This is a genomic window from Balneola vulgaris DSM 17893, from assembly GCF_000375465.1.
Classification (GTDB): domain Bacteria; phylum Bacteroidota; class Rhodothermia; order Balneolales; family Balneolaceae; genus Balneola; species Balneola vulgaris.
The window spans coordinates 921,217-935,177 of sequence record NZ_AQXH01000001.1 but is presented as its reverse complement, the minus strand read 5'-3'; the positions used below and the strand labels follow the sequence as shown (position 1 = coordinate 935,177).

Below are 13,961 nucleotides of genomic sequence, written 5' to 3'. Positions count from 1 at the left end.
GTAGGTTGATGCAGGTTGTAAAATTGTGTAAATACAATAATATATTAACACTCAGGGATGAGCGTCAGTTTTTATAGTGAGTTAGAGCATTTATGCACTATCAAATACTTGCTAAATGAGCGAGCTTTAAATATCTCGTTTCAAAATAGCTCCACTCAGCCATAACTGGATTTGCTGGTACTGAATATTGTAGTAATTATTATTCCTTTCGAGAATGTAATTTTCGAATGGATAATATTTATTCTTCAGCTTCGGAGTTTGGAAAATGAAATTCTTTTCTGGGTCTCCTGAATTATAAGAATACCCCCATCTCATATAGTCCAATACAGTTTCAACATACCATGGTGGTCCGAATAAGATATAGATCATTCCCTGATCGGTTTTCCAGCCTTCTTTGAAGTTTGAAAACTGCTTGTTGGCTTGTTCAACGCGCTCGTAATAAAGCGAAACAACGTCTTTAGCAATTTTTGAGTTTTTGATATTTCTTAACCAAAAGCGATCTATAGCTTTCTTGATTTCGTCAGGATCTTCCAATTGCATGAGTTCTTCATATTCTCCTTTTCTCATTAAGTAGTACAAAGGAGCGGCTAATTCTTTAGGAGTAGTTAATGAAGGGTAACTATAGCTTTTTACCCCAAAATCACGAGCTTTATAAATTTCATTCTCTTTACCAAGGTTAGAGAATACTTCAAGTCGATAGTTGCCACGCTCTAGTTCTGGGCTTACAAACTCAATTAAAACGCTTCCAGGGTCATTTAGAACTCGACGAGTTGAACTTATTTCTTCTCGTTCAGAGTAATCAATACCTTTGAACTCTATACTGCTAGGCCTATAGGTGCTAAAATTCATTGGTAGTGCTATTGAAGTATCCGATTCGAACTTCACCAAGCGTGTATTGATGGTTAAAGGCTGTGAAGGATCATTATTGGTTACTTGAAATAAGAACTTTAGAGAATCTGCTTTTCCCGGTATGTCATAGGTAGTTACGGGAATGAAATCATCGCGAACACTTTTATTGAGACTTAATATTCGAATGTTTGTAATGTTTTTGACCGTTCCGTTCGGGTTGGGTACAAAGGTCTGTGTTTTGCGAACGGTTTCTTTGTCTGTATTTATATCGGTTACAGTAACGATAATTTCATAATTGCCGGGTGGAACCTGGTAGTTCTTTTCAATTTTGTAGGTCTTCTGGCTTAGTACAACGTTTGATTTGGGATCGGTTAATTGAAGGGGGTACTGCTTAGACTCGATTATATTACTGGTGTTGTCTAGCGTATTGATTTGAACATCCATCAAGGCATCAGCTATAAATAAATCATCCTTTTTTTTGTAGATGAGGCTTCCATACACAATTTCGCTGGCTAAGTTTAGCATCGTTTCACCCTCAGGACTGATGTAACTTGAAGTCACAAGTCGTACTTCTGGAAATCCAGGTCTGAATTCATAACCTGCACCACGCTCAACTTTATCCATGTATGACTTTGAACACCCCATTGCAATCAGACTACATAGGAGTAGAATTTTGGGGATATTTAAACTCTCTTCAATTTTGAATAGCATGTGGTAAGTTGTTACTTAATGATTGTTTAATCGATTTGCTATAAAAACAATATGAAATGATAACATCATTTCAAGTATCTTTAGTATAATTAAATTTACCCTTTAAATACTTAGACCGAATGATTTCTGCAAGACGACGCACAAAAATTGTATGTACAATAGGCCCCAGCTGTAATACAGAGGAAGCAATTGAAAACTTGTTACTACATGGAATGAATGTCGCTAGAGTTAATTTTTCGCATGGTTCACATGAAGATCATGCGAAAGTAATTAAGCACATTCGTAAAGCTGCTCGTAAGCATAAATATAGCATCCCAGTGTTAATGGATCTTCAAGGACCTAAAATCCGAGTAGGTGAAATGAAAAATGGTGGTCAAGTTCTTAAAACAGGAAGTACTATAACTATTACGGGTGAAGACGTAGTTGGAAGCCCGACAGTGGTGCCCATTGATTATAAAAACTTAGTTAATGAAGCAGAAGTTGGCAATAGAATACTACTCGACGATGGCTTGTTAGAATTTAAAGTGGTAGAAAAAGTAGGAGCTACTTTAAAGGTAGAGGTAGTAGTTGGTGGATTATTGAAATCTCGAAAAGGAGTAAACCTTCCGAATGTTAAAATTTCGATTCCTGCCCTTACCGAAAAAGATATAAAGGATCTAGAGTTTGGGATTTCCCAAGACGTAGACTTAATCGCTCTTTCCTTTGTGCGTTCTCCTAAAGATGTGAGAGATATTGTTTCGAGAGTACGAGCTGCAGGAAGTCAGGCTTCAATAATTGCTAAAATTGAAAAGCCAGAAGCACTTGAAGTAATAGACGAAATTATTGAAGAGTGTGATGGAATTATGGTTGCAAGAGGTGATTTAGGGATTGAAATTCCAACCGAACAGGTGCCTATTGTACAAAAGCAGTTAATACAGAAATGTAGAGCAGTGGGTAAACCCGTAATTACGGCAACTCAGATGTTGGATTCTATGATCAACAACCCAAGACCAACTCGCGCGGAAAGTTCGGATGTTGCAAACGCCGTAATTGATGGTACTGATGCGGTAATGTTATCTGGTGAAACGGCCGCTGGTAAGTATCCCCTAGAGGCTGTAAATGTGATGGACAAAATTTGTAGAACTGTTGAGGAAAATAGAACACACATTTATTCCACTTTAGACTATAAAAAGCCCGAATGGAAGGAAAAGCAGATTGTGGAATCTTTATCCTTTTCATGTGTAAACATTGCAGAGAATGTTGAGGCAAAAGTAATTGGTACCTTAACTCACTCTGGGAGCACAGCACGCCGAATAGCTAAATTCAGACCTAATGTTCCTATCATCGCATTTACTGAGAATCAAAAAGTACGCCGACAGTTAAACTTGGTTTGGGGTGTTCATTCAGTTCGAGTAAAAGAAATTTTTGATACAGATAAGAGTGTTTCTTTAATGGAAACCTATTTGTTAGATCATGGGTTGGTAAAAAGTGGAGATCGCGCTATTCTAACAACCGGTATTCCTGTTCCAAAACGAGGGCGTACCAATATGATCAAAGTAAGTACCATCGAATAGGTATTTACGTTAGGCTTAATAAACTCTTTTATGCGAAATCGATTTTTATTCATTGTATTAATTCTGTTAGTAACAGGATGTAGTTCGGGATTAAAATCGAGATGGGGTAACTTTACGGCCTACTACAACACTTTTTATAACGCTAAGAAGAGTTTTAATACGGGGCTTCAGCGAGTTCAAGATGCTGATCTTGTCTATAATCCTCAGTTGCCAATTCGTGTGCATCAACGCCCAATAAATGTAGGTGCGCAAGATTTTCAAAACACCATCGATAAAGGTGCTGAAATTCTAAGGAAGCACGCCGACACAAAGTGGGTTGATGATGCGCTTTTCCTGATTGGTAAATCTTACTTTTATAAAAGCGAGTTCTTTTCTGCTGAACAGAAATTCCAAGAGCTCATTTTAACAACCGAAGACCAAGAGCTGCTAAACCAAGCCAAGCTATGGAGAAGTAGGGTGTTGTTAGAAATGGAATTGTACAGTGAAGGAATTCAATATATTAGTGAAGAACTATTAAAGTCTGAAGAAGAACTTGATGTAGTTGAAGTCGCCGAATTTAGATTGTTACTGAGTCAATATTATGTAGAACAACAGAACTGGGAAACAGCTATACGGCAGCTTGAGTTTGCATTGCCTAATATTGAACATAAAGAGTATAGTGAGCGTGGTTATTTTCTATTAGGGCAACTATTCGAACGCATTGGCTCTCCGCAAGATGCATACTATGCTTACTCAATGGTAGGAGAGTTCTACACGGATTACGATTTACAATATCTAGCACAGCGTAAGAAAGCGGAATCGGCCCGTGATTTGGGGAATCCTGATATTGCTCTACGTACGTTTTCTGGAATGTTGAAAGATGACAAAAACACCGAATACAAAGTAGAATTAGAATACGAACTAGCGCTCACCCAACAGAATAAAGGGAATCTAGAAGAAGCTGAAGAGCGATATAAATCGTTGTTATACAATAGAAATTATCAACCTACTGCAGAACTAAAAGCATTAAGCTATTATCGCTTAGCAGAGGTTTATCGTTTTGGGTTTAATGATTTAGAAATGGCGGCGGCTTACTACGATACTGCTTCTCGACAAAACGCCAATCCAGATGAACTACCTTTCGATTTTGCTGCAAATGAATTGGCTAAATCCTTTGGCGAGTATACTCGATTGAAGCAGGAACTGGATAAGAAAGATAGTTTACTTTGGGTATCAGAACTTCCTCAAGAATCCTTCGATTCACTACTTGTTGAACTGAAAAAGCAGAAACTAAGCGAGCTTGAAGCTGAAAGAAATGCTCGCGAACAGCGAGCAAATACAATTGTGAATGTTGCAGACGATGAAGGGCAGTCACCTACTACAGGCGCCAATGGTTTTCTAAATATTGCCAATCCAGAATTAATAGCAAATTCCAAAGCCCAATTTCAGGCTATTTGGGGGAATCGACCTTTAGTTGATAACTGGAGAGTACGGTCGATTATGGCTTCAAGTACACAAGCGAGTAATCCAACCGTTTTAAGTAATAATCAGACATCAGAAAATACAAGTATAAGCAGCATTGATGTCTCTATAGACTTATCGGAAGTGCCTTTTGAAGCTGCAGAAAAAGAAAAGATGAGATCGGATATCTCCAACCTTAAATATCAGTTAGGGAATCTATTTTATATCTCTTTGAATATGGAAGACAGTGCTGAGGTTTATTTTAAAAGAGTGATAGTTGAACATCCCGACGCTACCGAGGTGCCCGTTTCGTTGTATTCTCTCTCTGAATTGAAAGCTTCTCAAGGGTATGATGAGGAAGCCATGGAATATGCGAATCAGTTAATAAGGAATTACCCGAATGCGATATATGCTCAACGTATAGCCACTGAATATGGAATAGATATTTCTGAAGGCGATGAAGTAGAGGAAGGGCTTTCAGTATTTGAACAATTTAAGGCACTTCAAGAGGATACAACAATCTCGGTGAATCAAAGAATTAATGCCTTAATTTCGCTGGCACGAGAAAACGATAGTAATGCGTATGCCGACAATATTTTTTACGAAGCGATTCAATGGCAGGTAAGTAGTGCTAAAAGTGATTCTCTATTTAACGTTCAATTGTTAGAATGGCATCAAGCCAAGCAAAGTTTTAATCAACAAAAGAAAGCATTAGACCTTCAAAAGGCTGAAGCTAGAACGGCCTTATCAGATACCACATTATCGCAAGGTGATAGGCAACAATATCAATCGGTTATCGATTCCACACTGAGGTTCGATTCGAATGAAAACTTTCCTTACGAAGGGGTTAAATGGGATAGAACTCGTGACTTATTAAATGAGTTTGTACGGTTATTCAACAATTCTGAACTTCTACCTAAAGTGAGAATATTGAATGATGAAATTGCACTCAGTAAACCACCTCAGGAAATGCAAACAGCTGTTTCAAGCACGAATGTGAATGCTGAGATGACTAGCTGCAGTTCGTTAAATATTACGCCCAGATTTCTTAGTGATAAATCAGAATTTAGAAATCAGATGGAATCTATTACCACTCAAAAAAGTGTTCCTGTGATTGTTCAAATTAATCGACGTGGTGGCATCGAGAGTAGTCAACTTCTGGAGAGTCAAGACGAAAAAATCGACGCGCGAATTCAGGAATTGCTTACTGAAAGTTTAGCTTTTAGCCCTTATTTAGTAAACAACCAAGCAACTCCTGTAAGTTGTTCAGTCGATTTAATTTCGATTACGAATTAAGCTGAATTCCAGCTTTAAGTTTCTTGATAAGTCCTGGCCCTTCGTAAACAAGACCAGTATATACTTGAAGGAGATTGGCCCCCGCATTTAATTTCCTTTGGGCTGATTCCACACTATGGATTCCCCCCACACCAACAATGGGTTTTCGGCCTTGAAGCACTTCATAAATCCACGTAATCACTTGATCGCTTCGTTCAGCTATAGCCGCTCCACTTAGTCCACCATTGCCAATGTTATTTAGTACGGTGCTGGAAGTTTTCAGGCTAGAACGATTGGATGAAGTATTGGTAGCCACATAACCATCTACATGTAGACTTTCACATAGCTCCACTAAATGCTGAAGCGTATTACGATCGGTATCCACCGAAAATTTAACGAGTGTAGGTGTGTTCTGCTCTTTCAAGTTTAAAGCTGAAAGAAGGTCTCTAAGTGCCGCAGGATCTTCAAAAGTTTTGCCTTCTCCAGTATTTGGGCAAGAGATATTAACAGTGATGTAGTCGGCCACTTCTAGGGCTTTGTTATAGCTATATACATAATCAGCGATGGCCGCATCCCCATGAATTGAAGCATCATTCGTTTTAGCAATGTTAATCCCCATCGGTATATCAAGTGAAACTTTGCTAAGGCGTTCAATGATTGCATCTGCTCCTTCATTGTTCAACCCCATTCTGTTTATAAGGGACTCATCTTCAGGAATTCTAAATGCTCTAGGCTTAGGGTTTCCTTTGGAAGCTTTAGCTGTTATGGATCCAATTTCAACAAAGCCAAACCCCAATGCTTGAATACCTAATGGAGTAGTACCATTTTTATCAAAGCCGGCCGCTAAACCAATCGGGTTCGTAAACGACAACCCCCAAAACGATTGTTCTAAACCTTCATCTTGTCCACCATAAATTTGTTGGCAAATAGTTTGAAGAGCAGGAGAGTTGTGAGTTGCTGACGCTAATTCAATGGCTAATTCATGAGCAGATTCGGCGTCTTTCTTAAATAAGAGTGGTTTTACAATAGTTTGGTATAGCATAAATAAATGGGGTATCAAACAAAATAAGAAAACCGTGTAATAAATGATGGATAAGCCTTATCATCGTTGCCAGAATTCTATGGATCAGAAAAGATTTTACATATCACAACAGATAGCTTCTTTAAGAGCTTTTGGAGAGGTTATACTCTTAGAGTCGCAGAAAAAAGATCATCCAGCTAGCCAACGTTCTTTTATTGCGGGCAAACCCAAGGCGTGGATTAAAGCTAAAGGAACTCAAATTGAATGCTTAAGAAATGGTGAGGTCGAGATATTTGATCGAAATCCATTTGTGGCATTACAGGAGTTTTATGCATCGGAGAAAGACTGGATATTTGGATACCTAGGCTATGATTTAAAAAACCATATCGAAGCACTATCCTCAAATAACGAGGAAGTAATTGAAGCCGCAGATCTGTTTTTCATGGTTCCAGAAGTGTTGATAGAGGTCAATGAAACAGGTGATATGGAATATCTAAGAGGGGAACCTACATCAATAGATAAGAATTGGTATCCATCCGACGTAAAGCTTGAATCCAAAAATCAGATTAAGAAAAGGAGTTATCTCAAAAAAATATACCAAGCGAAAAAGAGAATACGTGAGGGTGAGTTTTATGAAATTAATATATCTCACCCCATTCAATATCAGTTTAAGGGCGATAGCCTAGATCTTTATAACAAAATGGAAGGCATTGGCGCGGTTCCTTTTGCGGCATATGTGTACATGGATGAGGTTCAAATTTGTTGTGCATCGCCAGAGCGGTTTATTCAAAAAAGAGGGGATAAAATAATATCACAGCCTATTAAGGGGACCATTCAGAGAAAAGGAAATGATACCATTGCCGACCTTCAGCGCTTTATGAATTCGGAAAAAGAGCGTGCTGAGAATTTGATGATTGTAGACTTAGTTCGAAATGATTTTTCAAGAGTAGCTCAAAAGGGAAGTGTAAAAGTCTCGAAGCTTTTCGAAATCCAGACCTTTGAAACTGTTCATCAAATGGTATCAACTGTGGAGGCAAAGGTAGATGCCGGTGTGGATGTATTTTCAATTATACAAGCATGTTTCCCAATGGGCTCGATGACAGGCGCTCCTAAAATCGCATCAATGAAAGCCATTGAAGAGCTCGAAGATTATAAGCGAGGCATTTATTCCGGAGCCATAGGTTACATCAAACCCGATGGCGACTTTGATTTCAATGTTGTAATCAGAACAGCACTAGTGCAGGGTGAAAAACTTGTATATCCAGTGGGAGGGGCTATTACCTCCGATTCCGATCCAGAGCTAGAATGGGAGGAAACCTTGATAAAAGCGAGGGCCTTAACCCGATTGCTAGATTAATTTATTTTTTGGTGAATGAAGAGACCTTCCTAAGGGTTTAATTACCAAATAAGGAGTTTATTTATGAATGATGACATCAAGGATATTGCCACATTAGGGGCATTAAAGGAAAGTGGTTGGACTACTCAATCTGTGAAACAGGAATTGAGGAAAAATATGATTGCAGCTATGAAAAAAGGCGATCCTCTTTTTCCTGAAATTCTGGGTTATGAAAAGACCGTTATACCGCAGCTTCAGCACGCAATACTTTCCATGCATGATATGATCTTACTCGGCTTAAGAGGTCAGGCAAAAACAAGGATATTACGTGCGTTGGTTCAGTTTTTGGATGAATATATCCCTGTGGTGAAAGGTTCAAATGTGAATGATGATCCACTAAATCCACTATCGAAATACGCCAAAGATCTTATAGCGGAAAAAGGAGACGAAACTGAAATTGAATGGCTCCATCGTTCATTTAGGTACGGTGAAAAACTAGCCACTCCCGATACAACCGTTTCCGATTTGATAGGAGATATTGATCCCATCAAGGCCGCTACTCAGAAGCTGGATTTAGCCAATGAGAATGTGATTAACTTTGGACTAATACCTCGAACCAATAGGGGACTCTTTGTAATTAATGAACTCCCAGATTTGCAACCACGAATTCAGGTGGCGTTGCTTAACATTATGCAGGAGAGAGATATACAAATTCGCGGTTTCAATGTGCGAATGCCCGTTGATGTAGCTATGGCGTTTTCAGCTAACCCGGAAGATTATACCAATCGTGGGAGTATCATCACTCCGTTGAAGGATAGAATTGATGCACAAATAATCACGCATTACCCAAAAGAAATTGAAATTGGTTTAGGTATCACAAAACAGGAGGCATGGCAGAATAGAGAAGGGGATATTAAAGTTCATGTACCGGATGTATATCGCCTGATTATTGAACGGGCAGCCTTTGAAGCTCGAGAATCAGAATACATTGATCAGAAAAGTGGGGTATCAACACGAATGACGATCACGGCGATGGAACAACTAATATCTTCTGCTGAACGCCGAGCGATCCTAAATAATGAGGAAGAAACCATCGTTCGAATTTCTGATGTGTTCCATATGGTGCCTGCGCTTACTGGTAAACTTGAGTTGGTATATGAAGGAGAGCAGGAAGGAGCCATCAGTGTGGCTAAGCATATTATTGGGAAGGCGATTAATAAGACCTTTAAAACGTATTTCCCAGATCCACAGAGTAAATCAGATGCTGTGAAGCAAAAATACGCTACGATTACTAGCTGGTTTGCAAAAGGGGAAGAAGTGCATTTACCAGACTCACTTTCAAATAAAGAATATCAGCAACGATTGTCTTCAGTGAGTGGACTCGCTGAATTGGTAGAATCGCAAATCAAAGAATTGGAAGAGTCGGATTTATATAGTTGGATGGACTTGGTTTTAGAAGGGTTACATCAAAATTCGCAGCTTAGTAAGCAAGATATGGACGACCAGTCGTTGTACTCAGATATGCTAGGTTCGATGTTCTCGAGCATAAGCGGAATGAGCGACGATGACTTTGAAGATTTTGATACATAAAATCATTGAATTCGCTGATATATAATCTTATATTGTTAGCCTTTGAAAATTGAAATGACCCAGTATTATGAAAAAAGGTATTCACCCAGATTATAAAGAAGTTACTGTCATCATGAGTGACGGTACTGAGGTAGTTACACGCAGTACTATGAACACTAAAGATGGTGTGTACAAAAGTGAGGTAGATTCAAAGAATCACCCATTCTATACACGCGGTAACGCATTGACAACTAAAGCAGGTCGTATTGATCGCTTTAAGCGTATGTACGACGCTAAGAAGTAATTCTAGCGCTTTACTTAAGAGTTTAAAGGATGCTCCATCACCGGATGCATCCTTTTTTTATATAGACCTATGGATATAAAAATATTTGAAGTCGGACCATTTGCTGAAAACACCTATTTGTTAATAAAAGGTGATAAAGCCATTCTTATTGATCCTGGTTTTGCACAAGAACCTGAGTTCCAAACGTTCAAAAGTGTACTCTCAAAATCAGGCATCGAATTAGAAGCTATAGTACTCACTCATGCTCATGTTGATCATGTGATGGGGGTTCAGCGTGTGCTCAAAGATTTCGACATTCCAGTCTATCTCAATCATGAAGATTTATTTCTTTGGGAAAACTTTGGAAATCAAGCCACTATGTTTGGTTTGAACCAAGTTGGCTTTTCTTTTACCCCCGAAGAACTTCCAAAAGAAGGCATATTTACGGTAGGTGCTTTTAGTTTTGAGTGCCTGTACACTCCCGGTCATGCTCCCGACCATACCGCCCTTTATTTCAAAGACGAACAGTTAGTTATAGCAGGTGATGCTTTGTTTAAGCAAAGCATAGGCCGTACAGATTTATACAAAGGCGACTTCGAGTTGCTTGCCCAGTCCATTAGAACGAAGCTATATACGCTTCCTGATAACACGGTTGTATATCCAGGGCATGGTGATTCTACAACTATCGGATTTGAAAAGAAGCACAACTCTTTTGTGAAGGGGTCGGAATTACCCTTTGCTTAGTTGATTGCTGAATCTGAAAATGTGAACGCCTAGTTTGCTTTCAGCTTTTCAATCTCAGACTGAAAGTGCTCTGATTTTTCGGGATGTATGCTTTTCAACTGTTCATACATCTCAATAGCTTGATTCTTCTTCCCTTGCATCACGTGAATCTTAGCTAGGGTCTCAGAAATGATATCCTCAACCTCTTCAGCGTCTTCAGCAAGGTTAGTGTCGTCAAAAGGCTCATCGTCGGTAGGAATGCGAATACGATTCGATTCAACGGCTTCTAGCATTGCTATCAAGCTATCCAAGTCTAGAATTGGTGAAGTTCTTTTTGAGTGATCAAGTTTTCTCTGTTCAGTCGAAAACGATTGCACAGGTACAGCGGCATTAAATTTTTCTGGGTGCACTAAGAAATAATGAAGATGTTCCATTAAAGGACTTCCAGGAGCGTAAGTTTTTGCTTTTAAAGCCTCTTTAATTGCTTCTTTTTTATTGTCGCGGAGGTGGTGAAACCAAGCTAATAAAAAATGGCCTACAGCATCAGGTCCGCGCTTCTTTAAGTGCTTTGATAACTTAGTGATAGCTACTTCGGGTTCTTGTTCGAAGCGCTCGTTAAAAGAACGTAGAGATTGCGGTATGTTGAAAGGTAAATCTGCCATAGTTAACAAGATGCAATAATACAGCACGCACGCATTAGATTCAAAAGATTTACCAATTACTTACGGCGTCGTTAAACATATTATTCGCCAACTGCTCCAATGCTTCATCTGCGGCTGTTTGTTCACCAGCAATGGGATCGCTAGTAGGGTCGTAGGTAAATGAACCACTGAAATTTTTGTCCCACTCTTCTTCATCCTGAGCAGTGTATAAAAAACGGGCTTTTACCGTAATTTGTACCTGATTTTGATTGGCCTGTTGATCTCCACCGATGCTAAAAGGTCTATTGCTGTAATTTACAATCGAACCATCTAGGATGGCATCAGCTTCTTCTTCTGAAGATGCCAACTGTAATTTACTTTGATTGATAAATCGTTCTACTAAAATCCGGTTTAATCGATCACTTAAATCACTAATACCACTATTAGATCGATCCGGAAAAAATGGGATATAAATTGAGTTTACACCATCGGGTATAGATGCTCCTGTGAAACTATATCGTAAACAACCGCTGCTTACTATCAAGCTGATAAGAGTGAGTAAGAGGAGGTTACGCAAGGCCATATTGATCTAGTTTTCTATAGAGTGTTCGTTCACTGATACCCAAAGTCTCAGAAGCCTTTCGCCTATTCCCATCAAATTTTTCGAGTGCTTGTTTGATTAGAAATTGCTCTGTGGCTTCGATAGAAGGTATGGCATCACCTCCAAAGAACCGCATCATGGCTGATTCTTCGCTTTCTTCCACTTCCTGCTCATTTACTTTAGGAGCACTTTGCACACCTAAGGTAGCATAATCATCAAGATTAATACTAACATCCGCGCCATCTTTATTTTCGAGGTCGCTTTGAAGAGCAGGTGGAAGTGCTTTAATGTCTTTATTGGACATGGTGGAATACATGAAATTAGCGAGCATCTTTTTAAGGTCACTAATATCAGTTCTCAATTCAACTAAAGCACGATATACCAGTTCTCGGTCGCGTCGGTCAAAATCCTGTTGCTGTTGATTGTTGCTTTCTTTCTGATCGGAAACCATCGGGAGGTTATCCGCAGAACCTTGCCTTTGACGCCCTTTCAAGTACTTTTGAAGTCGCTCTGCGTCAATGAACTGTGACTTTTCAAGCACCACCAATTGCTCAGCTACGTTCCTAAGTTCTCTGATATTTCCCGGCCATCGGTAAGAAATAAGTAGTTCACGAGCTTCGTCAGAAAAGCCTTTGAATACAGAATCATACCTAGATGAAAACTCTTGAACAAATTTTCTGAATATTGGGATGATATCTTCTTGGCGGTCGCGTAGGGGTGGAAGATGAATTTGTACAGTATCTAAGCGATAGTAGAGGTCTTCACGGAAGGTACCATCTTGTACAAGCTTCCAAAGGTTTAAATTGGTAGCGGCAATTACACGAACATCGGTAGTTTGGACTTTACTCGAACCAACGCGGAAGAATTCTCCATTTTCAAGTACACGTAATAACTTTACTTGAACATTTTTTGGGGTATCACCGATTTCATCCAAAAAGATGGTTCCACCATTCGCCTTCTCGAAGTATCCTTCCCGACTTTCATTGGCTCCTGTAAAGGCTCCTTTTTCATGTCCGAATAGTTCACTTTCAATGATCCCTTCTGGTATAGCGCCACAGTTTACAATAATAAGATTATTACGTTTGCGCTCTGAAAGGGCATGAATTGCACGTGCGGTTACATCTTTTCCAACCCCACTTTCGCCCTGAAGAAGTACACTAATGTCGGTTTTTGCCACCTGCATGATCTTATCAATCACTTGGCGCATTTCGTTCGAAGTGCCTAATAAACCAAATTGCTCTTGAAAAACTTCGCGATCCATTTCTAGTTATTTTTTTCTGACATTATGACGCAAAGTTACACATTACTTCGCTCGTAAGTAACTTAAATCTCAATTAAATTCGTGGAGTTCGATTATTTAATAATCTCAGTTGCTTGCTCAATAGGCAACGAACGAGTTTCCTTAAAACTAGATAGAACGAGGTTCGAACGGGTTTTACTTACGCCTTTCCATGATTGAATACGAGAAAGTAAGCGTTCAAATGAGGAGGTGTTTTTAGTGCGCACTTTTAAGAAATGTGAGCCATCACCAGTTATAGAATGACATTCTAAAATTTCCTTTTCAGTAGCTGCTTCTTCCACAAATGAGGGATAATTCTCGGAACCATCTACCTGAACGAATATGAATGCAGTGATATCAAAGTGAAAGGCTTTGGCATCTAAAACCGCATTATAGCTCGATATAAGCCCCTTTTCTTCTAATTTTCGCATTCGTTCTGAAACCGATGGCACACTTAAGCCAACCATTTCTGCTATTTTATTTCTCTGTGCTCTACCGTTCTCTTGTAAATGATTTAAAATGGCGATGTCTATATCATCAAGTAAGTTGCTCATTGTTAGTATACCTTATTTATTATTTGGGTCTTTCCCTAGTTTCAAGACCTTTGTAGTAATAGGAAGTGTTAAGAACTTAATCAGGAATCTTTTAAAAAAAGGGTAAAAGAAAACAGTAATAGCTCT

General features: G+C 39.1%; 12 protein-coding genes. 6 read left to right on the top strand and 6 right to left on the bottom strand.

The features are described from left to right. Positions 1-126: 126 nt before the first annotated feature. Complete coding sequence (locus tag B155_RS0104120; protein WP_157464720.1) at positions 127-1,560, bottom strand: GWxTD domain-containing protein; 1,434 nt, start codon at positions 1,558-1,560, stop codon at positions 127-129. A gap of 119 nt (positions 1,561-1,679) precedes the next feature. Here B155_RS0104120 and pyk point away from each other — a divergent pair, with 119 nt between their 5' ends. After that, positions 1,680-3,113 carry a pyruvate kinase gene (pyk, locus tag B155_RS0104115; RefSeq protein ID WP_018126978.1) on the top strand — a complete coding sequence of 478 codons (1,434 nt, stop codon included), beginning with the start codon at positions 1,680-1,682 and terminating at the stop codon, positions 3,111-3,113. Positions 3,114-3,143: 30 nt separating this feature from the next. Further along, positions 3,144-5,849, top strand: coding sequence for a type IX secretion system periplasmic lipoprotein PorW/SprE (gene porW, locus B155_RS0104110; protein ID WP_018126977.1), 2,706 nt, complete (start codon positions 3,144-3,146; stop codon positions 5,847-5,849). Here the strand turns inward: porW and B155_RS0104105 are convergent. Beyond that, the gene (locus B155_RS0104105; RefSeq protein ID WP_018126976.1) at positions 5,839-6,870 is read right to left on the bottom strand and encodes a quinone-dependent dihydroorotate dehydrogenase; all 1,032 of its coding nucleotides are present in this window, start codon (positions 6,868-6,870) and stop codon (positions 5,839-5,841) included. The two genes, porW and B155_RS0104105, sit on opposite strands and share 11 nt — an antisense overlap. A gap of 79 nt (positions 6,871-6,949) precedes the next feature. Between B155_RS0104105 and B155_RS0104100 the strand changes: the two genes are divergently transcribed. From B155_RS0104100 to B155_RS0104085, 4 genes are all read left to right on the top strand, one after another. Continuing rightward, positions 6,950-8,206, top strand: a complete 1,257-nt coding sequence (locus tag B155_RS0104100) for an anthranilate synthase component I family protein (RefSeq protein WP_026167186.1) — start codon at positions 6,950-6,952, stop codon at positions 8,204-8,206. A gap of 63 nt (positions 8,207-8,269) precedes the next feature. Continuing rightward, positions 8,270-9,775, top strand: a complete 1,506-nt coding sequence (locus B155_RS0104095) for a sigma 54-interacting transcriptional regulator (RefSeq protein ID WP_018126974.1) — start codon at positions 8,270-8,272, stop codon at positions 9,773-9,775. Between the two features lie 67 nt (positions 9,776-9,842). Further along, positions 9,843-10,058 carry a 50S ribosomal protein L31 gene (gene rpmE / locus B155_RS0104090; protein WP_018126973.1) on the top strand — a complete coding sequence of 72 codons (216 nt, stop codon included), beginning with the start codon at positions 9,843-9,845 and terminating at the stop codon, positions 10,056-10,058. A 69-nt stretch (positions 10,059-10,127) separates the two neighbouring features. Next, positions 10,128-10,781, top strand: a complete 654-nt coding sequence (locus tag B155_RS0104085; RefSeq protein ID WP_018126972.1) for an MBL fold metallo-hydrolase — start codon at positions 10,128-10,130, stop codon at positions 10,779-10,781. A 29-nt stretch (positions 10,782-10,810) separates the two neighbouring features. Here the strand turns inward: B155_RS0104085 and B155_RS0104080 are convergent, their stop codons facing one another. The 4 genes from B155_RS0104080 to B155_RS0104065 form a co-directional block, all read right to left on the bottom strand. Further along, the gene (locus B155_RS0104080; protein ID WP_018126971.1) at positions 10,811-11,422 is read right to left on the bottom strand and encodes a hypothetical protein; all 612 of its coding nucleotides are present in this window, start codon (positions 11,420-11,422) and stop codon (positions 10,811-10,813) included. 49 nt (positions 11,423-11,471) lie between these two features. After that, entirely contained in the window at positions 11,472-11,984 is a 513-nt protein-coding gene (gene lptE, locus B155_RS0104075) for an LPS assembly lipoprotein LptE (protein ID WP_018126970.1), read from the bottom strand. Beyond that, positions 11,971-13,263 (bottom strand): sigma-54 interaction domain-containing protein, encoded by a 1,293-nt coding sequence (locus B155_RS0104070; RefSeq protein WP_018126969.1) that lies wholly within the window; start codon positions 13,261-13,263, stop codon positions 11,971-11,973. The genes lptE and B155_RS0104070 overlap by 14 nt, the downstream gene beginning before the upstream one ends. Positions 13,264-13,355: 92 nt before the next feature. Beyond that, positions 13,356-13,835 carry an Lrp/AsnC family transcriptional regulator gene (locus tag B155_RS0104065; protein ID WP_018126968.1) on the bottom strand — a complete coding sequence of 160 codons (480 nt, stop codon included), beginning with the start codon at positions 13,833-13,835 and terminating at the stop codon, positions 13,356-13,358. Positions 13,836-13,961: the final 126 nt, after the last annotated feature.